Source organism: Auraticoccus monumenti (assembly GCF_900101785.1).
Taxonomy (GTDB): Bacteria; Actinomycetota; Actinomycetes; order Propionibacteriales; family Propionibacteriaceae; genus Auraticoccus; species Auraticoccus monumenti.
The window spans coordinates 4,402,100-4,422,158 of record NZ_LT629688.1 but is presented as its reverse complement, the minus strand read 5'-3'; the positions used below and the strand labels follow the sequence as shown (position 1 = coordinate 4,422,158).

The following is a 20,059-nucleotide window of genomic DNA, read 5'->3' as shown; positions in this document are numbered from 1 at the left end:
GGTCGATGCTCTCCCGACCCTCCTCCTCGCCCGCGGACCGACGCGGCCCGCTGGTGTGGCTGCCGGGGACGGCGGCGTAGAGGACGTCGCGGTGGACGGTGACGAAGCCCGCCGAGTGGTACATCCGGACCACGCGCTGCTGGTCGGCCTCCACGTACAGCACCACCCGGGAGTGGCCGGTCTCCGACAGCTGGCGCAGCCCGGCGGTGAGCAGCGCCCGGCCCAGCCCGCCGCCGCCGGCGGAGGGGTCGACACCGATCACGTAGACCTCGCCGACGTCGCCCTCGGACTTCATCCAGTGGTAGCCGACCATGCGGCCGTCGCGCTCGGCGACCAGGAAGCTGCGCGGGTCGAACCAGGGCTCGGCCAGCCGGGCGTCCAGGTCCTCACCGGTGATCCGGCCCTGCTCGGGGTGGTGGGCGAAGGCGCGGGCGTTGACCTCCAGCCACTCCAGGTCGTCCTGCCCGGGACGGAAGTCGCGCAGCACGACGCCGTCGGGCAGACGCACCTCGTCGGTGACCGGGGCCGTGATCAGGTCGCGACCCATCATCAGCAGCTCGCGGACCACGTCCAGGCCCTCGCGGCGCGCCATCTCGGTGGCGGCGGGGAGACGTCCGAAGGCCCAGAACCCCAGCTCGGGCAGCGTGTCGGCCGGGGTGCCCGGGTGCCGCTCGGCGTGCCGCTGCCGCACCGCCCGCAGCAGCGCGGAGCCACCACCGCGCCGGCGGCGACCGGGGTGCACCATCAGCTGGGCGGTGCTGGGCACGGCCTCTCCCTCGGGGGCCCAGGTGGCCTGGGCGTAGCCGACCAGGGCGCCGTCCTCGGTGTCGTGCAGGAGCCAGTGCTCGACCTGGCCGTCACCCACCGAGAGCGCCAGGAGCGCGGCCTCGTTCAGCGGCGCGGTCTGGTCCTGGGCCTGGCAGACCTCGTGGAGGGCCCGCACCGCTGCGCGGGTCGGGTCGTCGAGGGCGGTGGCGAGCTGGGCGTGCATGGTGCTCACCGTAGAGGCAACGGGTGACACCGAGGTGTCCTGCCCGTCCGTGCCGACCGGAGCGGGGGGTCCGGCGGCCGTGCCGACCGGCGCGGGAGGACCGTCAGGCGCGGACGACGAGGCGGTAGCCGACGTTGCGCACCGTGCCGATGATCGACTCGTGCTCGGTCCCGAGCTTGGCCCGCAGCCGCCGCACGTGGACGTCCACGGTGCGGGTGCCCCCGTAGTAGTCGTAGCCCCAGACGTCGGAGAGCAGCTGCTCACGGCTGAAGACCCGGCCCGGGTGCTGCACCAGGTACTTGAGCAGCTCGAACTCGGTGTAGGTGAGGTCCAGCTGGCGGCCGTTGAGCCGGGCGGCGTAGCCGGCCTCGTCGATGACGATGCCGCCGGAGGCGATCACGTCCCGCTCGCCCTGGGCCGGGCTGGTCACCAGCCTCAGGCGGGTCTCCACCTCGGCCGGACCGGCGGAGTCGACCACCAGGTCGTCGAAGCCCCAGTCCGCCGCCAGGGCGGTCAGACCGCCCTCGGTCACCACGATCAGGACCGGCGTGTCCTTGCCGGTGGTCTCGATGATGCGGCACAGCGCCCGGGCGGAGGCGAGGTCGGTGCGGGCGTCGAGGAGCAGGGCGTCGGCGCGGGGGGCCTCCAGCAGGGAGGACGCCTCAGCCGGCACGACGTGGACCTTGTGGTGCAGGAGCGACAGGGCGGGCAGCACATCAGCAGCGCTGGTGGCCCGCTTGCTCAGCAGCAGCAGCGTCGACATCCCCGCCCTTCGCCCTCGTGCCCTGGCCCCGCGCCCCGGTAGGGCATGCCAGAGACTACAGCCATGCACCGTGTCACCCTGCGTTACTGGGCCGGGGCCCGGGCGGCCGCCGGCGTCGAGACCGAGGACGTCCGCGCGACCACCGTCGCCGAGGCGCTCGAGGCCGCCATGGCCCGGCGTCCCGGCGACGCCGGCTTCGCCCGCGTGCTCGGCACCTGCAGCCTGCTGCGGGACCGACGCACCGTCCCCCGCTCCGCCCTGGACACCCCGCTCGACGGTGACACCGAGGTCGAGGTGCTGCCCCCCTTCGCCGGGGGCTGAGGTCTGCGGTAGCCGCTGCCCGGGCCACGCTCCAGGCGTCACCGGGTGGCGGTGGCGTGCCCGCTAGGGTGACAGGACCGTGACGCCAGCGCCGGCGTCGGCACGCCAGGACAGGACGGACATGGACGAGCCCCGACCCAACATCCTGCTGCTGCACACCCACGACACCGGTCGGATGATCGGTCCGTACGGTGCTCCCGTCGCGACACCGCACCTCGACCGGTTCGCGCAGGAGGGTGTGCTCTTCCGCAACGCCTTCTCCGCAGCCCCCACTTGCTCGCCGAGCCGGGCCGCGCTGCTCACCGGGCAGTCCAGCCACGAGGCCGGGATGACCGGGCTGGCGCACCGTGGCTTCTCGCTGCACGACCCCTCCCAGCACCTCGTCCACACCCTGCACGAGCACGGCTACACCTCGGCCGTGGTGGGGATCAGCCACGTCGCCGCCCCCGCGGCGGAGGAGGGCCGCCTGCTCGGCTACCACGAGCAGCTGGAGCCGGCGGACCCCCGGGCGGCGGCGGTGACCGAGGCGGCCGTCGGCTACCTGCGGCGCCCCCGCAGCGACCCGTTCTTCCTGTCGGTCGGGTTCCTGGAGACCCACACCATGGGCGACGGTCCCCACCTGTTCGGCTACCCGCCGCTGGATGCCCGCTACGTGGCCCCGCCCGCCACCCTGCCCGACACCCCGGCCACCCGGACGGACACCGCCGGCCTGCTGGCCGCCGTGCAGGTGGTGGACCGGGCGGTGGGCACCGTGCTGGCCGCCCTGGAGGAGGCGGGGCTCGCCGAGGACACCCTGGTGATCATCACGACCGACCACGGCGTGGCCCTCCCGGGCATGAAGTGCACCCTGAGCGACCGCGGCACGGGGGTGATGCTGATGGTGCGCGGACCGGGTGACCTCTCCGGGGGCCGCGTGTGCGACGTCATGGTGTCCCAGCTCGACATCTTCCCCACGCTGTGCGAGGTCCTCGACATCGCGCCGCCGCCGTGGCTGCAGGGCCGCTCGCTGCTCCCCGCCGTGCGCGACGGCGTCGAGCTCCACGACGCGATCTTCTCCGAGGTCTCCTACCACGCCGCCTACGAGCCCCAGCGGGCCGTGCGCACCCCGCGCTGGAAGTACGTCCGCCGCTACGGCGAGCCCCGCGGACCGGTGCTGCCCAACGTCGACGACAGTGCCAGCAAGGACGTTTGGGTCGCTGCGGGCTGGGCCGAGCAGGAGCGCCCCGCCGAGGAGCTGTACGACCTCGTGCTGGACCCGACCGAGGGCCGCGACCTCGCCGCCTCGACGGAGCACCAGGCGCTCCGCGCGTCGCTGGAGGAGCGGCTCCTGGACTGGATGCGGCGAACGCACGACCCCCTGCTCGAGGGTCGCGTCCCCGCACCGGCCGGGGCGCAGGTCGACAGCGCCGGGTGAGCGGGCGGGCCGGCCCGCGCTGCCGCTCGGGGTGACCCCGCCCCTGCCGTCACCCTCGGGGCGCGGCGCAGCCGGCCCGACGCCGACCTCGCGAGGGAGGTGATGCCTCGTCGCGGCCTGCCGGGCCAGCCCCTCCCGTGGAGGGGCCTGAGCGGAGCACCCTCCCCGCGAGGAGGTCGCGGGGAGTGGCCCGCCGCGTGCTGGGTAGTCCAGAGGGCGTGCGTCGATGCGCCGCGGGCCCCGGGTCCGCGAACGTCGACCCGACCACGCCGCCGTACGGACGGCGTGGACCCCTGAGGGAGGATCCCCGTGTACCTGCACACCGAGCTGCTGATCAACGACATCGCCGTGTCCGAGCCCGACCCCGCCGCCGCCAACGCCCTCCAGGAGGGACTCGGCGGCCAGTTCGGCGAGATGCGCACGATGATGCAGTACCTGTTCCAGTCGATGAACTTCCGTGGCGACCCGTCGTCGAAGCCCTACAAGGACCTGCTGCAGAGCGTCGGCACCGAGGAGATCAGCCACGTCGAGCTGATCGGCACCACCATCTCCAAGCTCCTCGACGGCTCGCCCGGCTACAAGGGCAAGCCGACCGACCCGGTCGACGAGCCCGGGGCCAAGGGGGCCACCCCGCTGAGCATCGCCCTCGACCACAGCAACATCCACCACTACCTGGTGGGTGCCCAGGGGGCGCTGCCGGTGGACGCCGCCGGCAACCCGTGGTCCGGCTCCTACGTCTACAACTCCGGCAACCTCGTGCTGGACCTGCTGTACAACCTGATGCTGGAGTCGACCGGCCGGCTGCAGAAGTGCCGCATCTACCAGATGACGGACAACCCGACCGCGCGCTCGACCATCGCCTACCTGATCGTCCGCGACCAGGCCCACGAGAACGCCTTCGCCAAGGCGCTGGAGAGCCTCGGGGTCAACTGGGGCAGCGTGCTCCCGATCCCCAAGACCAACGCCGAGCAGTTCCCCGAGGTCAAGAAGCTCCTGGACAAGGGTCTGCAGAGCATCCAGTTCACGTTCAACGCCGACAACCAGTCGCAGGCGGCCAAGCTCTACCGCGGCGCCTCGCCCTCCAACGACGGCACCGAGCTGAGCACCGCGGTGATGCCCGACGGCGTCCCGATCACCATCTCCCCGGAGCGTCGCGAGGAGTTCTCCCCGGGCCTGGACCCCGAGCTGCTGGCGCTGATCCAGGCCACCGCCGAGGTCGAGATCGCCAACATCGAGGCCACCGACACCACCGCCTCGAAGAAGTGACCCCGACACCGGCGCCGACCCCTCGGGGTCGGCGCCGGTGCCGTGCTCAGTCGACGTCGAGCACCAGCGTGACGGGCCCGTCGTTGACCAGCCGGACCGCCATGTCGGCCCCGAAGACGCCGGTGGACACCTCCGCGCCCAGGTCCCGCAGGGCCTGCACGAAGGACTCGTAGACCGGCTCGCTGACCGACGCCGGTGCGGCCGCACCCCAGGACGGGCGACGCCCCCGACGGGTGTCGGCGTAGAGGGTGAACTGGCTGACCACCAGCAGCGGGGCCCCGGTCTGCTCCGCGGACCGCTCGCCCTCCAGCACCCGCAACCGCCAGACCTTGTCGGCCAGCCGGGCGGCCACCGCGGCGTCGTCGGTGTGGGTGACCCCTAGCAGCACCACCAGCCCGGCCCGGTCGAGGGCGCCGACCACCTCCCCGGCCACGGTGACGTCGGCGGAGGTGACTCGCTGCAGCACGGCTCGCACCCGTCGAGGCTAGAGGTCAGCGCGGGAGGGACTGCGGCAGACTCGCAGGGTGATCCGTGGTGTGGAGACCCTGCCGGTGGCGCTCGCGGTCCGCGACGTCGAACCCGAGGACCTGCCGGGACTGCAGTGGTCCGGCGGGTCGGCGCACCTGCGGGCGGTGGCCGAGAGCTGGCAGCGCAGCCTCGAGGGCGAGGTGGTGCTGGTTTGCGTGGAGGCGTCCAACGGCCAGCTGGTCGGTCTCGGTGGGCTCGACCTGAGCAAGGACCCGGTGGCCGGTGAGCTCTGGATGCTCGCCGTGCACGAGGCCTGGCAGTCCCTGGGTGTCGGCACCCGGCTTGTCCGGGCCCTGGAGCAGGCGGCGGCCCAGCACGGCAGGACCTCGGTCCAGCTCAGCGTGGAGGACGACAACCCCGGTGCCGCCGCACTGTACGAGCGGCTCGGGTACCGCGAGGTGGGACGCCGCCGGGAGTCCTGGCCGCTGGACGACGGCACCACCTTCACCACCACGACCACCCTGCTCCGCCGCGAGCTCTGAGGACGGTCACCGCGACGCACGGGGTTCGGTCGGCGGCCGGGGCCCCCGCCCGCTGCACCTAGACTCGGCGCCATGGCGTTCGAGATCCCCGAAGGACTGCACCCCGACCTGATGGGCCTGGCCTGGATGCTGGGCCGCTGGGAGGGCACCGGCAAGGGCAGCTGGCCGGGCCAGGGCGACTTCGAGTACGGCCAGCAGATCGACTTCGCCCACAACGGCGGGCCCTACCTGCACTACCTCTCCCAGACCTTCGACGTGGACGAGAACGGCACTGCCGTGCGGCCCCGCTCGATGGAGACCGGCTTCTGGCGTCCGCGCCCCGACGGCGACGTCGAGGTCGTGCTGTGCGCCCCCGAGGGCTGGGCGGAGGTCTGGGTCGGCAAGATCACCGGCGCCAAGGTCGAGCTCACGACCGACGCCGTGGTGCGGACGTCCAGCGGCGAGAGCTACACCGCCGGGCAGCGGCTCTACGGCAACGTCGAGCACGACCTGCTGTGGGCCTTCGACCGGGCCACCACCGAGCACGAGCTGCAGCCCTACATGTGGGCGCGGCTGCAGCGCGCGGGGGGCCAGGGCTGATGGCCTGGACCGACCGCGCCGTCCTGGCCGAGGGCGGGCCCGACGCCGGGGTCGCCTGGCACCACGGCGACCCGATGCGCGAGCAGCGCGCCATGGGAACCACGGCCATGGTCGACCTGTCCCACCGCGGCGTCCTCTCGGTCACCGGACCGGACCGGCTGTCCTGGCTGCACTCGCTGACCACCCAGCACCTGGAGCAGCTGGCTCCCGGCGTGGGCACCACCGGGCTGGTGCTCTCCCCGAACGGCCACCTCGAGCACGCCTTCTACGGCGTCGACGACGGCGAGACGTTCTGGGCGCACACCGAGCCCGGGGCCGCCCCCGCGCTGGTCGCCTTCCTGGACCGGATGCGGTTCATGCTCCGGGTGGAGGTCGCCGACCGCACCGAGCAGCTGGCCGTGGTCTGGCAGGCCGGACCCGCGCCCGAGGGACCCCGGACCACCCGCTCGGGTGCGGACTCCCTGGGCGGGCACGAGTCCTTCGTCCCCCGGGACCACCTCGAGCACTTCCTCGCCGACCAGCTGGAGGCCGGCGCCACCCCGGCCGGCACCTGGGCCTACGAGGCCCGACGGATCGCCGCCGGGGTCCCGCGGGTCGGCATCGACACCGACCACCGCACCATCCCCAACGAGGTCGGGCTGCTGGGCGTCGCGGTGCACCTGGAGAAGGGCTGCTACCGCGGTCAGGAGACCGTCGCCCGGGTGCACAACCTCGGCCGGCCGCCCCGGCGGATGGCGCTGCTGCACCTGGACGGCAGCGTCGACACCCTGCCCGAGCGGGGCGCGGAGCTGGCGCTGGCCGAACCGGGTCCGGACGGCACCACGGCGGGCAAGGTGGTCGGGTTCGTCGGCACCTCCGCCCGCCACCACGAGCTGGGCCCGATCGGCCTGGGACTGGTCAAGCGGAACGTGGACCCGGCCGCGACCCTGATCGCCTCCGGCGTGGCGGCCGCTCAGGAGCTGCTGGTCGACCCCGAGATCGGTCTGCACGTCCGCGCCCGGCTCTGACCCGGTCCCGCGTGCGAGCCCGGTCGTCCGGGTGACGGACCGAGCCCGGCTCAGCGGCTGCAGGCTCAGCGGCTGCAGGTGAAGCGCCACGCGCCGCCGGCGTCGGACCACGAGGCGAGCACCGAGCCGTCCTGCTCCAGGCTGTGCTCGGTCCACGAGCTGGTGCCGGAGGAGCTAGTGCGCTCCCGGGTGGTCAGCTGCAGGCCCTCGGCCTCGGCGGCGGTCTCCCACTCCTCGGCGCCGTGGCCGCCCTGGTAGACGGCCTCGGCGAGATCGCACCCCGCGTCGGCGACGGCCCACCCGCGGACCACCAGGGTCCCCACCAGCAGCACGACCGCGACCACCGCGTACACCGCGGTCACCGAGCCCGGGGGCGCGTCACCCAGCCGGGTCCGGCTGACCGTGCGCCCCTCGGAGTCGCGCCGGGACACGCTCCAGCTGCGGAACCAGAGCGGACGGGCGGCCACCAGGACGACGAAGGCGGTGAGGGCGAGCCCCACCACGGTCACCACGGTGCTCGACACCCGCCCATCCTGGAGGAGCGGGGGGTCGGCCCTCACCCTCCAGCCCCGCCTCTCCGCGGTACCCTCCCGCGGTGAGCGACGCAGACGTGGACGTGGTGGAGGTGGTCCGGAACGGGTTCGTCGAGTGCGTGCACCGTGCCCGGGTGGTGGTGACCGCACCGGACGGCTCGGTGCTGGCGTCGGTGGGGGACCCGGAGGCGCCGATCCTGCCGCGGAGCAGCAACAAGCCGCTGCAGGCGGTGGCCATGGTCGGGATGGGCCTCGACGTTGACGGCGAGCTGCTGGCGCTGGTCTCGGCCTCGCACTCCGGCGAGGCCTTCCACCGCGAGGGCGTCCGCCGGATCCTCGGGGAGGTGGGGCTGGACCCCGACGAGCTGCAGAACATCGTCGACTTCCCCTCCGACGCCCAGGCCCGGGAGGAGTGGATCCGGGCCGGTCACCACCAGGAGCGGATCGCGATGAACTGCTCGGGCAAGCACGCCGGCATGCTGCGCACCTGCCTGCGCAACGGCTGGTCCCGGGCGGACTACCTCGACCCCGACCACCCGCTGCAGCGCCGGACCCGCGAGGTGGTGGCCGAGCTGGCGGGGGAGCAGATCGCCGCCGACGCCGTGGACGGCTGCGGGGCGCCGCTGCTCGGGCTCTCCCTGGCGGGGCTGGCCCGCGCCTTCGGGCGGGTGGCCGCCGCTCCCGGCGGGGCCGGGGCCAAGGTGGCCGACGCGATCCGGGCCCACCCGCAGTGGACCTCCGGCACGCGCCGCGACGAGCTCCGGCTGCACCGGGCCGTCCCGGGCTCGGTGGGCAAGGCCGGGGCCGAGGCCGTGCACGCCATCGGGCTGGCCGACGGGCGCGGGATCGCCCTCAAGATCGCCGACGGTGCGGACCGGGCCCGCGGCCCGCTGGTGGCCGAGGTGCTGCGCGCGCTGGGGGAGGGGTCCCCGGAGCTCGCCGAGCTGGCCACCACGCCCGTCCTCGGTCACGGCCGTCCGGTCGGCGAGGTCCGGCTCGTGGCCGGGGCCCTGGACCCGCTGAGGGTCTGACCGCGTCCTGCTCCGCCGGGCGGATCCGTCCCGCGGGCTCGGTTCCGGGTTCGTTTCCCGGTTTCGCGTGGGCGACACGGTGACACCGTTGCGCGGGGCGTGATCGGGCAGGCGGGAGCGCGCTCTAGGCTCGGAGGGTGACTGCACCCCTGGACTGGACCGACATCGAGGCCGCGCTGTTCGACCTGGACGGGGTGCTCACCCCCACCGCGGAGGTGCACATGCGGGCCTGGTCGCGGATGTTCAACGGCTACCTGCAGGAGAAGGGCGTCGAGGAGCCCTACACCGACGACGACTACTTCCGCTTCGTCGACGGCAAGCCCCGCTACGAGGGGGTGCGTGACTTCCTGGCCTCGCGCGGGCTGACGCTGCCGGAGGGCTCACCCGAGGACGCCCCCGAGCGGGAGACCGTCTGCGGGTTGGGCAACCGGAAGAACGACACCTTCGCCGCGGTGCTGGCCAGCGAGGGGGTGGCCGCCTACCCCGGCTCGGTGGCGCTGCTGGACCACCTGGCCAGCACCGACGTGCGGGTCGCGGTGGTCTCCTCCTCCCGCAACGCCGTGCCCGTCCTCGAGGCCGCCGGTCTGCGCGACCGCTTCGAGGTCGTCGTCGACGGGCTGGTCGCCGCCAGGGACTCGCTGCCCGGCAAGCCGCGCCCGGACACCTTCGTCCGCGCCGCCGAGCTGCTGGGCGCCACGGTCGCCGGCTCGGTGGTGCTCGAGGACGCGATCTCCGGGGTGGAGGCCGGTCGCGCCGGCGCCTTCGGCCACGTCGTGGGCGTCGACCGCGGGGTGGGTGCCGACCGCCTCACCGCCGCCGGGGCCGACGTCGTCGTGGACGACCTCGCCCGGCTCGTGCCCCGACCTGCCTGATCCCTGCCGCACCGTCCTCGCGCCCGTCCGTCCCGCCGTCCCAGCCAGGAGTCCCTTCCCGTGAGCCAGAAGCACAGCTCCCACGTGCGCCCCGACCCGGTCGACCCGCTCGACCGCCACCGCTTCCCCGTCGACGAGTGGCGGCTGGTGGAGAAGAGCTACAGCGGGGAGGACCTCGGCACCACCGAGACGCTGTTCGCGGTGGGCAACGGCTACCTCGGCATGCGCGGCAGCCCCGAGGAGGGCCGTGACACCCACAGCCACGGCACCTTCGTCAACGGCTTCCACGAGACCTTCCGGATCAAGCACGCCGAGCAGGCCTACGGGCTGGCCGAGGTGGGGCAGACCATCGTCAACGCCCCCGACACGGCGCTGATGAAGGTCTACGTCGACGACGAGCCGATCCTGCTCTCGGTGGCCGACCTGGAGTCCTACGAGCGCAGCCTCGACTTCGCCGACGGCCAGCTGCGCCGGGAGCTGATGTGGCGCACGCCCTCGGGCAAGCGGGTGCAGATGACCAGCACCCGCACCGTCTCCCTCGCCGAGCGCCACCTGGCGGTGATGACGATGGACATCACCGTGCTGGACGCCGACGCGCCGGTGGTGGTCTCCACCCAGATCCTCAACCGCCAGGACGGCCAGGACGAGTACCACGTCCGGTCCGCGGCGATGGGGGAGGGCTTCGACCCGCGCAAGGGCTCGCAGTTCGACCGCCGGGTGCTGGAGCCGCAGTACCACTACGCCGAGAAGGGCCGGCTGATGCTGGGCTACCGCTGCGCGGAGTCCCGGATGACCATCGCCGTCGGCGCCCACCACGTGGTGGACACCACCAACGACTACACCGAGCGCTACTTCGCCGACCAGGACGCGGCCAAGATCGTCTACCGGATCGACGCCCGCGCCGGCCGGACCATCCGGATCGTCAAGTACGCCGCCTACCACACCTCGCGCGGGGTGCCGGTCCGTGAGCTGACCGACCGGGTCCGGCGCACCCTGGACCGGGCCGTCGGGCACGGGCTGATGAACGTCCTCAACGACCACCGCAGCGCCCTGCGGAGGTACTGGGAGGACTCCGACGTGGTGGTCGAGGGCCAGCCGGAGCTGCAGCAGGCGATCCGCTGGAACCTCTACCAGCTGGCGCAGGCCTCCTGGCGGGCCGAGGGGCAGGGCATCGCGGCCAAGGGCGTCACCGCCCAGGGCTACGGCGGGCACTACTTCTGGGACACCGAGATCTACGTGCTCCCCTTCCTCACCTACACCAACCCCCGGCTGGCCCGGAACGCGCTGCGCTTCCGGCACCTGATGCTGGACGCCGCCCGCAAGCGCGCCGCCCAGGTCGCCCAGCGCGGGGCGCTGTTCCCCTGGCGGACCATCAACGGCGAGGAGGCCTCGGCCTACTACGCCGCCGGAACCGCGCAGTACCACATCGACGCCGACGTGGCCTACGCCGTCAGCCGCTACGTCAACGCCACCGGTGACGTCGCCTTCCTGCTCAACCAGGGGGCGGAGATCCTGGTGGAGACCGCCCGGATGTGGGCCGACCTCGGGTTCTGGCGCAGCAACGGGGACCGCTCCTTCCACATCGACTCGGTGACCGGGCCGGACGAGTACACGACCGTGGTCAACGACAACCTCTTCACCAACGTGATGGCCCGGTTCAACCTGCGCCGGGCCGCGGAGTCGATCCGCGCCATGCAGGAGTTCTGGCCCGAGGACTTCCAGCGGCTGTGCGCGCGGCTGCGGCTGAGCCTGGACGAGGTGGAGGAGTGGGAGGCGTGCGCGGAGGGGATGATCATCCCCTTCGACGAGGCGATGGGCATCCACCCCCAGGACCTGCACTTCCTGGAGCGGGAGGTCTGGGACCTCGAGCACACGCCGTCGGGCAACTTCCCGCTGCTGCTGCACTACCACCCGCTGGTGATCTACCGGTTCCAGGTGATCAAGCAGGCCGACGTCGTGCTGGCGATGTTCCTGCAGGGCGACCAGTTCACCCTGGAGCAGAAGCGGGCCAACTTCGAGTACTACGACCCGATCACCACCGGGGACTCGACCCTCTCCGCGGTGGTGCAGTCGATCATCGCCGCCGAGGTCGGGCACCGGGAGCTGGCGCTGCGCTACTTCTACGCCGGCACCTTCGTGGATCTGGCCGACCGGCACCGCAACACCTCCGACGGGGTGCACGTCGCGTCGGCCGGCGGGGTCTGGAGCGCGCTGGTCTTCGGCTTCGGGGGTCTGCGCGACTCCGACGGGGAGCTCACCTTCGACCCCCGGCTGCCCGACTCCTGGACGCGGCTGACCTTCCGCTTCCGGCTGGGCGGGGCCCGGGTGCGGGCGGAGCTGACCCGCGACGCGTACCGGTTCTCGATCGAGGAGGGCGGCAACGCCTCCTTCACGGTGCGCGGGCGACACGTCGACGTCACCGCCGACTCCCCGGTGACCGTGCCGCTGGAGGACCAGGGTCCGGTGCTGCCCAGCTTCCCGCTGCACCCGCGGATGGTGGGCGGCCAGCGCGAGGACGGCACCCGGATCAGCGCCTCCGTGCCGCGCTCCTTCGACCTGGAGCAGTTCCAGGACTGAGGGGCCCTGCGGGCCGGAGCCACCCCTGATCTGCTTGCTGGCGCTTGCTTGTGCTTGCAGCGGCTAGCACACTGGGGGCATGGGACCACGGATCACCAGCGGCAAGCTGGCACAGCCGCTGGACTCCCTCGGGGGGTTCATCGCGGCGCAGCGGCGTCAGGCCGGGGTGTCGCTGCGTCAGCTCGCCGAGGCCGCCGGCGTCTCCAACCCCTACCTGAGCCAGATCGAGCGGGGTCTGCGTCGTCCGTCGGCGGAGGTGCTGCAGCAGCTGGCCAAGGCGCTGCAGGTCTCGGCGGAGACGCTGTACCTCCGCGCCGGCCTGCTCGACCCCGTCGAGCACACCGCCGCCGGTGGGGACGGGACCAGCACGGTGCCCGTCGCCGTCCTCGCCGACCGCCACCTCACCGGGCGGCAGAAGCAGATCATCCTCGACGTCTACGACTCCTTCGTGGACGCCGGCCGGGCCGAGCCCCCGCCGGCCGAGGTCCCCGCCACCGACACGACCGCAACCGACCAGGAGTGACATGCCCGACCAGGACCAGCGCAGGAACGAGCTCAACACCGACAAGGTGGTCGACCTGGCCACCCAGACCTTCTACGCCGCCGTCGGCGCCGCCGACTACATCGTGGCCAAGGCGACCGAGCAGTACGAGACCGCGCTGAAGGAGGCCCAGGCCCGCCGTGACAAGCGCGAGGCCCAGGCCGCCGAGGTGCGCCGTCGTGTCGTCGGGCTGCCCGAGACGGCCCGTGCCCTGCCGGACCAGGCCAAGACCCTGCCCGACCAGGCCAAGGCCCAGCTCGAGCAGTGGCTGGCCGAGGCCAGCAGCGTGTACGACGACCTCGCCAAGCGCGGCAAGGTGGCCTACGGCCGGGCCCGCGGGCAGGCCAGCGACCTGGTGGACGACCTGGGCGACCAGGCCCGTGAGGCCACCGACGAGGCGGCCGACGCCCTCCACGAGGCCACCGACCAGGTCTCGGCGACCGTGCACGAGGCCGCCGACCGCGCCGAGGAGGCCGCTGACCCGGCCGCCCCCGACGTCACCCCCGCCCCGAGCGCGGCGAAGAAGACCACCACCACGCCCCGGGCCCGCAAGACCAGCGCGAGCCGGCCCACGACATCCACCCCGAGCGCCCGGGTGCCCGCGGCCAAGAAGAACCCGGCCAGCGTCACCACCGACACCCCGTCCGGGGCGGCCAAGAAGCCGGGCAAGAAGGCCCCGGCGAAGAAGAGCCCGGCGCAGAAGGCGCCGAGCGCCAAGGAGGCCACCACGGCCCCCGCGACCGCCAGCCGTCCGACCCCGGAGCCGGTGGCCGACAACGCGCCCAGCACCGACCAGCCCGGTCCGGACGCCTCCACCCCCGGCACCGCCTCCTGACGGAGCCGACCACCCGCGTGGTCGGTGGCTGGACCCGCCGTCCACCCGGACCAGGCACGCCACTCCGGCGGCCCCGACGCCCCGGCCCTGCTCGCGCAGCGGCCGGGGCGTCGTGCGTCCGGCCCGGCTACCTCACCCGCCGTGCCGCAGGGTGCGGTGGACCAGCCCGCGGACCGGGTCCGGCAGCGCACGCTCACCGAAGGTCGTGTCCAGCTCGACCTCGGTGGCGATCACCCGGTAGGTGAAGTCGTCGGCCGTCGCCTCGGGGGCGGGCAGGTCGATCCAGAAGGAGCGCTCGACCAGCAGGGTGCGCCACTCCGCGGCATCCGGCGGGTCCAGCTCGTTGGGCACGAACCGCGCTCGGCGGGTGGTGCCGGCCACCCCGCCGGAGCGGATCAGCTCCACCGGCTGCTCACCCGGGTCGTGCTGCGGGCCCGGGGAGCCGTCGGGCGCCGGCCCCGACGGCGGAGCCGGTGGGACGGGTGCCGGGTCCCCCGACGGCATCGGCTCACCGGGGGTCGGGTCCGGGCTGGGGACCGGCTGGGACGGGCCCGGCGGGAACGGCTCCGAGGGCGTCGGGCCCGGGGTCGGGACGGGGTCGATCGGACCGGGGCCCAGCGGTACCGGCTCCAGCACGTCCACCGGCGCGCTGGGCGCGGCGGCCACACCCACCTGCTCCCAGGCCCCCGCCACGGCCTCCGCCTCGACCGAGCCGGCCCCGAAGCGTGCGGTGGCTGCCTCGACGGTGAGGGCGGCGAAGCCCTCGAAGTCGGCGTCGGCGGGGAGCCGGCCGCCGGTCAGCACGTCGTACCAGATCTGGCCAGGGGCCTCCCAGGCCTGCCCCCCGATCGCCGTCGCGGCCAGGTAGAAGGCGTGGTTGGGGATCCCGGAGTTGATGTGGACCCCGCCGTTGTCCTCGCTGGTCTCGACGTAGTCGGCCATGGTGGCGGGCTGCGGGTCCTTGCCGAGCACGTCGTCGTCGTAGGCCGTGCCGGGGGCCTTCATCGAGCGCAGCGCCACGCCCTGCACCTGGTCGGTGAACAGGTCGGCCCCGATCAGCCAGTCGGCCTGGTCGGCGGTCTGGCCGAGGACCTGCTGGCGGACCAGGGAGCCGAAGACGTCGGAGACGCTCTCGTTCAGGGCGCCGGCCTGGCCCTGGTAGACGAGCTGGGCGGTGCGCTCGGTGACCCCGTGGGCGAGCTCGTGCCCGATCACGTCCAGGGACAGCGTGAAGCGGTTGAACACCTCACCGTCCCCGTCGCCGAAGACCATCTGGGTGCCGTCCCAGAAGGCGTTGTCGTAGGACTCCCCGTAGTGGACGGTGGCCAGCAGCGGACCACCGACGCCGTCCAGGGCGTTGCGCCCGAAGGCGGACCAGAACAGCTCCCAGGTCGACCCGAGACCGTCGTAGGCCTCGTCCGCGGCGGCGTCACCGGTAGCCGGTCCACCCTCGGCGCGCACCGGCTCACCCGGCAGCTGGGTCCCGTTGCGGGCGTCGGAGACACGGCGGTCCGGTGCGGCGGGACCGGTCGGCGCCGACGCCCTCGGCAGGGCACCCCCGAGCGAGCGGAGCCCCGGACGGGGCTCGGAGCGGAAGGCGGCGTCGGCGCGCAGCGTGTGCCGGGCGACCTGGGCCACCCGCTCGGACGGGTGGTCGACCAGGCGCTGGATCAGCCACGGGGGCACGATGCCCTGCGGGCGGCGGGGAGGGACGGCGGGTTCGGGCATCGGGGACTCCTGTCGTGGTCGTCCCCCCATCACACCTCACCCCTCCGACAGATCGGAGGGGTGAGGTGGACTCAGTTCTTCTTGGCCCGGTTCCGGTTCTTCGCGCGGTCGTTGGCCGAGAGCGCGACCTTGCGGATCCGCACCGCGGCCGGGGTGATCTCCAGGCACTCGTCCTCGCGGCAGAACTCCAGCGCCTGCTCCATGTTGAGCAGCTTCGCCGGGATCAGCCGCTCCAGCTCGTCCCCGGTGGAGGAGCGGACGTTGGTCAGCTTCTTCTCCTTGCAGGCGTTGACGTCCATGTCGTCGGCACGGGCGTTCTCGCCCACGATCATGCCCTCGTAGACGTCGGCGCCGGGGGCGACGAACATCGTCCCCCGCTCCTGCAGGTTGAACAGCGCGAACGCGGTCACCACGCCGGTCCGGTCGGCCACCAGGGACCCGGTCGGACGCGTCCGCAGCTCCCCGAACCAGGGCTCGTAGGCCTCGAAGACGTGGTGCATCAGACCGGTACCGCGGGTCTCGGTGAGGAACTCGGTGCGGAACCCGATCAGGCTGCGGGCCGGCACCACGTACTCGACCCGGACCCAGCCGGTGCCGTGGTTGACCATCTGCTCCAGCCGGCCACGACGCAGACCCATCAGCTGGGTGACCACGCCGACGTAGTCCTCGGGGATGTCGATGGTCAGCTTCTCCACCGGCTCGTGCAGCTTGCCGTCGATCACCCGGGTGACGACCTGCGGCTTGCCGACAGTGAGCTCGAAGCCCTCCCGGCGCATCATCTCCACCAGCACGGCGAGCTGGAGCTCACCACGTCCCTGGACCTCCCAGGTGTCGGGGCGCTCGGTCGGGACCACGCGGATCGAGACGTTGCCGATCAGCTCCTGGTCCAGCCGGGCCCGGACCAGCCGGGCGGTCAGCAGCTTGCCGGAGCGACCGGCCAGCGGGGAGGTGTTGATGCCGATGGTCATCGAGATCGACGGCTCGTCGACGGTGATCAGCGGCAGCGGCTTGGGGTCGTTGGGGTCCGACAGCGTCTCGCCGATGGTGATGTCGGGGATGCCGGCGATCGCCACGATGTCGCCCGGTCCGGCGGAGTCGGCCGGGACGCGGGTGAGGGCCTCGGTCTTGAGCAGCTCGGACAGCTTGACGTTGGAGATGGTCCCGTCGGCCTTGCACCACGCCACGATCTGACCGCGACGCAGCTCGCCGGCCACCACGCGGAGCAGCGCGAGGCGTCCGAGGTAGGGGGAGGCGTCGAGGTTGGTGACGTGGGCCTGCAGCGTCGCACCCTCCTCGTAGACCGGGGCGGGGACGTGCTCGAGGATGGCGGCGAAGAAGGGCTGCAGGTCCTCGGAGTCGGGCATCTCGCCGTTCTCGGGGGCGGTCATCGAGGCGCGGCCGGCGCGGGCGGAGGCGTAGACCACCGGGAAGTTCAGGATGTCGGTGTCGTTGTCCTCCACCAGGTCCATGAACAGCTCGTAGGTCTCCTCGACCACCTCGGCGATGCGGGCGTCGGAGCGGTCGACCTTGTTGACGCAGACGATGATCGGGAGCTTCTTGGCCAGCGCCTTGCGCAGCACGAAGCGGGTCTGGGGGAGCGGGCCCTCGGAGGCGTCGACCAGCAGCACGACGCCGTCGACCATCTCCAGGCCGCGCTCGACCTCACCGCCGAAGTCGGCGTGGCCGGGGGTGTCGATGATGTTGATCACGACGTTCTCGCCGGTCGGGGTGGTGTGGTCCACCGCCGTGTTCTTGGCGAGGATCGTGATGCCCTTCTCGCGCTCGAGGGGGTTGGAGTCCATCACGCGGTTGTCGACGTCCTGGCCCTCGCGGAAGGCACCGGACTGCCACAGCATCGCGTCGACCAGCGTGGTCTTCCCGTGGTCGACGTGGGCGACGATCGCGACGTTGCGCAGATCCTGGCGTACGGGCATGCGGAGCTCTCCGGACAGTGAGGGGTGGGCCGGCGAGTGCACAGCCTCACGGAGTCTACCCGAGACCGGCGACCACTCGGTGCGCGCGCCGCAGGGGGCCACGGTGCCGGAGAAGGGACTTGAACCCTCACGCCCGAAGGCACAGGAACCTAAATCCTGCGTGTCTGCCGATTCCACCACTCCGGCGGGAGCGAGCCCAGTGTAGGGAGGCCGGTCTCAGACGCCGAGCTCGCGGAGCAGCTTCTCCACGTGGCCCTTGGCCCGGACGTTGTAGCGGGCCTCGGCCACCGTGCCGACCCCGTCGGCGCCCACGTCGACCACGAAGGTCGAGCGGATCACGCCCTGGACGTCCTTGCCGTAGAGCATCTTGGAGCCGAAGGCGCCCCAGGCCAGCAGCGTCTCCCTCGACGGGTCCGACAGCAGCGGGAAGCTGATCGACTCCTTCTCGGCGAAGGTGGCCAGCCTGGCCGGCTCGTCCGGGGAGATCCCCAGCACCGCCACGCCGGCGTCGGTGAGGCTGCCCGAGGCGGCGGTGAAGTCGATGGCCTGGGTGGTGCAGCCCGGCGTCATGGCCGAGGGGTAGAAGTAGACGATGACGCGGCTGCCGGCGAAGTCCGACAGGGACACCTGCTGGCCGGCGGCGTCGCTCAGCGTGAAGGCGGGGGCGGTGTCCCCGGGGGAGAGCTGGGTCGTCATGGCCGTCACCCTACTGGCCCGGGTCCCCGGCGCACCGGGCGAAGCCGCCGTGACGACCGGCCCGGCCGTTGTCCTAGGCTGACCGCGACGACGAAGGAGCTGACATGGCCAAGAGCAAGTCCGACCCGAAGGTCACCGCGGAGCAGGCGAGGGCCGACATCGCGGCCGCGCGCGCCCGTCTCTCCGGGGACGTCCGCGAGCTGATCGACGACGTGCACCCCAAGCGGGTCGTGCAGCGCCAGGTCGAGGACGCCAAGTCCGCGGCCCGCACCGAGCTCGAGACGGCCAAGGCGCAGATCAAGGACGAGCACGGCTGGCGCTGGGACCGGGTCGCCCTGGTCGGTGGTGCGCTCGCCGGGCTGGCCGTGCTGGTCACGGTGATCAAGCTCCTCACCCGCAAGCGCTGACGTCCCGAGTTCATAACGATCATCTGGACTCGACCCGGGATCAGTACCGGCGAGTAGCGTGCTGCCTACTGTGAGCAGGCACCGTTCACGGTGTTCTCTAACGACGAAGTGAGGGACACATGTCATTTGCACGGCACTCCCGCCGGCTGACGATCGCCGCGCTGTCCACCAGCGCCCTGCTGGCCCTGGCCGCCTGTGGCGGCGGTGGCGGCGGAGGTGGCGAGGCGGCACCGGAGGGATCCGACCCTGCCGCCGACCCCGCCTACGAGGCCCGCGGCCCGATCAGCTACGTAGCGGGCAAGGACACCTCGGGTTACCTCGCCACCGAGCTGGAGCTGTGGAACAGCGAGCACCCGGACGAGCAGGTCACCTTCATCGAGCTGCCGGACAACGCCGACCAGCAGCGCGCCCAGATGATCCAGAACGCCCAGACCCAGGGCAGCGAGTACACGGTGCTCAACGTCGACGTGGTCTGGACCTCGGAGTTCGCGGCCAACGGCTGGATCGACGCGCTGCCCGAGGACCAGTTCGACCTCACCGGGTTCCTGCAGCCCACCGTCGACTCGGGCACGTACTTCGACAAGCTCTACACGATGCCGGTCTACTCCGACGGCGGCATGCTCTACTACCGGACCGACTGGTTGGAGGCCGCCGGCGTCGAGCCGCCCACGACCTTCGACGAGATGAAGCAGGCCTGCGCGACCATCAAGGCCGAGGTCGAGGAGGCCGCTGACGCCGACTGCTACGCCGGTCAGCACCAGAAGTACGAGGGGCTGACGGTCAACATCGCCGAGGCCGTGGACAGTGCGGGTGGCCACCTCACCGACGACTCCGGGGCGCCGACGGCGAACACGCCCGAGGCCGTGGCCGGGATGCAGTGGATGGCCGACGCCTTCGCCGACGGGACCATCCCGGAGGAGGCCATCACCTGGCAGGAGGAGCAGGGTCGCCAGGCGTTCCAGGACGGCAGCCTGATCTTCCACCGCAACTGGCCCTACGTGTACACCCTGGCCAACGCCGAGGACGGCTCGTCCGAGGTCGCCGGCAAGTTCGACGTGGCCCCGCTCCCGGGTGTCGCCGGTCCTGGCGTCTCCAGCCTCGGCGGTCACAACTTCGCGATCAGCAAGTTCGCCGAGAACAAGGCCACCGCGGTCGACTTCATCAACTTCATGGCCTCCGAGGACGAGATGAAGAAGCGCACGGCCGCGACCTCGAACGCCCCGGCGCGCGAGTCCCTGTACTCCGACCCCGAGCTCACCGCTGAGTTCCCCTACCTCGAGGTGCTCAAGGCCTCGATCGAGACCGCTCGCCCGCGGCCCAAGGTGGTCAACTACGGCGACGTGACCCTGGCCATCCAGGACGCCGCCTACAGCACCATCCAGGGTCAGACCGAGCCGCAGGCGGCCATGGACACCCTGCAGACCAAGCTCGAGGACCTGATCCAGCAGTGATCACGTCGGCCGTCGGGCAGTTCCCTGCCCGGCGGCCGTCGGTGCGGCTCCGTCCCTGAGGGGGCGGGGCCGCGTCGAGGCTCCGGGCGGCAGTGGCGCCGCC

Annotated in this window: 19 protein-coding genes, 1 tRNA gene and 1 pseudogene; 13 read left to right on the top strand and 8 right to left on the bottom strand. The window is 72.7% G+C overall.

The window, feature by feature from the left end; translation table 11 throughout:
* Nucleotides 1–88: 88 nt before the first annotated feature.
* Nucleotides 89–991: pseudogene (mshD, locus tag BLT52_RS21610) on the bottom strand (mycothiol synthase); the annotation flags it as partial.
* A 103-nt stretch (nt 992–1,094) separates the two neighbouring features.
* On the bottom strand, nt 1,095–1,754 hold the full coding sequence (locus BLT52_RS20475) for a winged helix-turn-helix transcriptional regulator (RefSeq protein WP_090596075.1): 660 nt from the start codon (nt 1,752–1,754) through the stop codon (nt 1,095–1,097).
* Between the two features lie 63 nt (nt 1,755–1,817).
* Between BLT52_RS20475 and BLT52_RS20470 the strand changes: the two genes are divergently transcribed.
* The 3 genes from BLT52_RS20470 (at nt 1,818) to BLT52_RS20460 (ending at nt 4,755) form a co-directional block, all read left to right on the top strand.
* Nucleotides 1,818–2,075, top strand: a complete 258-nt coding sequence (locus BLT52_RS20470; protein ID WP_090596074.1) for a MoaD/ThiS family protein — start codon at nt 1,818–1,820, stop codon at nt 2,073–2,075.
* Nucleotides 2,076–2,196: 121 nt separating this feature from the next.
* Entirely contained in the window at nt 2,197–3,489 is a 1,293-nt protein-coding gene (locus BLT52_RS20465; RefSeq protein WP_090596072.1) for a sulfatase family protein, read from the top strand.
* Nucleotides 3,490–3,798: 309 nt separating this feature from the next.
* Nucleotides 3,799–4,755: a manganese catalase family protein gene (locus tag BLT52_RS20460; RefSeq protein ID WP_090596071.1), complete on the top strand. Its 957-nt coding sequence runs from the start codon at nt 3,799–3,801 to the stop codon at nt 4,753–4,755.
* A gap of 46 nt (nt 4,756–4,801) precedes the next feature.
* Here the strand turns inward: BLT52_RS20460 and dtd are convergent, their stop codons facing one another.
* Nucleotides 4,802–5,230, bottom strand: coding sequence for a D-aminoacyl-tRNA deacylase (gene dtd / locus BLT52_RS20455; protein ID WP_090596069.1), 429 nt, complete (start codon nt 5,228–5,230; stop codon nt 4,802–4,804).
* 49 nt (nt 5,231–5,279) lie between these two features.
* On the opposite strand from dtd, the gene BLT52_RS20450 reads away from it, so the two are divergent.
* The 3 genes from BLT52_RS20450 (at nt 5,280) to ygfZ (ending at nt 7,351) form a co-directional block, all read left to right on the top strand.
* Nucleotides 5,280–5,765, top strand: a complete 486-nt coding sequence (locus BLT52_RS20450) for a GNAT family N-acetyltransferase (protein WP_157677274.1) — start codon at nt 5,280–5,282, stop codon at nt 5,763–5,765.
* 72 nt (nt 5,766–5,837) lie between these two features.
* Entirely contained in the window at nt 5,838–6,344 is a 507-nt protein-coding gene (locus tag BLT52_RS20445; protein ID WP_090596065.1) for an FABP family protein, read from the top strand.
* A complete protein-coding gene (gene ygfZ, locus BLT52_RS20440) occupies nt 6,344–7,351 on the top strand; it encodes a CAF17-like 4Fe-4S cluster assembly/insertion protein YgfZ (protein ID WP_090596064.1) in 1,008 nt (335 codons plus the stop codon). The genes BLT52_RS20445 and ygfZ overlap by 1 nt, the downstream gene beginning before the upstream one ends.
* 65 nt (nt 7,352–7,416) lie before the next feature.
* Here the strand turns inward: ygfZ and BLT52_RS20435 are convergent, their stop codons facing one another.
* Nucleotides 7,417–7,875, bottom strand: a complete 459-nt coding sequence (locus tag BLT52_RS20435; protein WP_090596062.1) for a hypothetical protein — start codon at nt 7,873–7,875, stop codon at nt 7,417–7,419.
* A 71-nt stretch (nt 7,876–7,946) separates the two neighbouring features.
* On the opposite strand from BLT52_RS20435, the gene BLT52_RS20430 reads away from it, so the two are divergent.
* From BLT52_RS20430 to BLT52_RS20410, 5 genes are all read left to right on the top strand, one after another.
* Entirely contained in the window at nt 7,947–8,915 is a 969-nt protein-coding gene (locus BLT52_RS20430; RefSeq protein WP_090596061.1) for an asparaginase, read from the top strand.
* A gap of 137 nt (nt 8,916–9,052) precedes the next feature.
* Entirely contained in the window at nt 9,053–9,787 is a 735-nt protein-coding gene (locus BLT52_RS20425; RefSeq protein ID WP_231946420.1) for an HAD family hydrolase, read from the top strand.
* Between the two features lie 60 nt (nt 9,788–9,847).
* A complete protein-coding gene (locus BLT52_RS20420) occupies nt 9,848–12,364 on the top strand; it encodes a glycoside hydrolase family 65 protein (protein WP_231946419.1) in 2,517 nt (838 codons plus the stop codon).
* Nucleotides 12,365–12,443: 79 nt separating this feature from the next.
* A complete protein-coding gene (locus BLT52_RS20415; protein ID WP_090596059.1) occupies nt 12,444–12,887 on the top strand; it encodes a helix-turn-helix domain-containing protein in 444 nt (147 codons plus the stop codon).
* Between the two features lies 1 nt (nt 12,888).
* Nucleotides 12,889–13,740: a hypothetical protein gene (locus BLT52_RS20410; RefSeq protein WP_090596057.1), complete on the top strand. Its 852-nt coding sequence runs from the start codon at nt 12,889–12,891 to the stop codon at nt 13,738–13,740.
* A gap of 132 nt (nt 13,741–13,872) precedes the next feature.
* Here the strand turns inward: BLT52_RS20410 and BLT52_RS20405 are convergent, their stop codons facing one another.
* The 4 genes from BLT52_RS20405 to BLT52_RS20390 form a co-directional block, all read right to left on the bottom strand.
* A complete protein-coding gene (locus BLT52_RS20405) occupies nt 13,873–15,468 on the bottom strand; it encodes a protealysin inhibitor emfourin (protein ID WP_090596056.1) in 1,596 nt (531 codons plus the stop codon).
* A 71-nt stretch (nt 15,469–15,539) separates the two neighbouring features.
* Nucleotides 15,540–17,402: a translational GTPase TypA gene (gene typA / locus BLT52_RS20400; protein ID WP_090596054.1), complete on the bottom strand. Its 1,863-nt coding sequence runs from the start codon at nt 17,400–17,402 to the stop codon at nt 15,540–15,542.
* A gap of 104 nt (nt 17,403–17,506) precedes the next feature.
* A tRNA-Leu gene (locus BLT52_RS20395) sits at nt 17,507–17,588 on the bottom strand.
* 30 nt (nt 17,589–17,618) lie between these two features.
* Entirely contained in the window at nt 17,619–18,098 is a 480-nt protein-coding gene (locus BLT52_RS20390; protein WP_090596053.1) for a peroxiredoxin, read from the bottom strand.
* 104 nt (nt 18,099–18,202) lie between these two features.
* Between BLT52_RS20390 and BLT52_RS20385 the strand changes: the two genes are divergently transcribed.
* Together BLT52_RS20385 and BLT52_RS20380 are read left to right on the top strand one after the other, a co-directional pair.
* A complete protein-coding gene (locus tag BLT52_RS20385) occupies nt 18,203–18,505 on the top strand; it encodes a DUF3618 domain-containing protein (protein ID WP_090596052.1) in 303 nt (100 codons plus the stop codon).
* Between the two features lie 119 nt (nt 18,506–18,624).
* Nucleotides 18,625–19,956 (top strand): ABC transporter substrate-binding protein, encoded by a 1,332-nt coding sequence (locus BLT52_RS20380; protein ID WP_090596050.1) that lies wholly within the window; start codon nt 18,625–18,627, stop codon nt 19,954–19,956.
* The last annotated feature ends 103 nt before the right edge of the window (nt 19,957–20,059 follow it).

Excerpts from the sequence above, each read along its gene's own strand:
- BLT52_RS20475 (WP_090596075.1), bottom strand. The coding sequence starts at position 1,754 with ATGTCGACGCTGCTGCTGCTGAGCAAGCGGGCCACCAGCGCTGCTGAT.
- BLT52_RS20470 (WP_090596074.1), top strand. The coding sequence starts at position 1,818 with ATGCACCGTGTCACCCTGCGTTACTGGGCCGGGGCCCGGGCGGCCGCC.
- BLT52_RS20465 (WP_090596072.1), top strand. The coding sequence starts at position 2,197 with ATGGACGAGCCCCGACCCAACATCCTGCTGCTGCACACCCACGACACC.
- BLT52_RS20445 (WP_090596065.1), top strand. The coding sequence starts at position 5,838 with ATGGCGTTCGAGATCCCCGAAGGACTGCACCCCGACCTGATGGGCCTG.
- ygfZ (WP_090596064.1), top strand. The coding sequence starts at position 6,344 with ATGGCCTGGACCGACCGCGCCGTCCTGGCCGAGGGCGGGCCCGACGCC.
- BLT52_RS20415 (WP_090596059.1), top strand. The coding sequence starts at position 12,444 with ATGGGACCACGGATCACCAGCGGCAAGCTGGCACAGCCGCTGGACTCC.
- BLT52_RS20410 (WP_090596057.1), top strand. The coding sequence starts at position 12,889 with ATGCCCGACCAGGACCAGCGCAGGAACGAGCTCAACACCGACAAGGTG.
- BLT52_RS20405 (WP_090596056.1), bottom strand. The coding sequence starts at position 15,468 with ATGCCCGAACCCGCCGTCCCTCCCCGCCGCCCGCAGGGCATCGTGCCC.
- typA (WP_090596054.1), bottom strand. The coding sequence starts at position 17,402 with ATGCCCGTACGCCAGGATCTGCGCAACGTCGCGATCGTCGCCCACGTC.
- BLT52_RS20390 (WP_090596053.1), bottom strand. The coding sequence starts at position 18,098 with ATGACGACCCAGCTCTCCCCCGGGGACACCGCCCCCGCCTTCACGCTG.
- BLT52_RS20385 (WP_090596052.1), top strand. The coding sequence starts at position 18,203 with ATGGCCAAGAGCAAGTCCGACCCGAAGGTCACCGCGGAGCAGGCGAGG.
- BLT52_RS20380 (WP_090596050.1), top strand. The coding sequence starts at position 18,625 with ATGTCATTTGCACGGCACTCCCGCCGGCTGACGATCGCCGCGCTGTCC.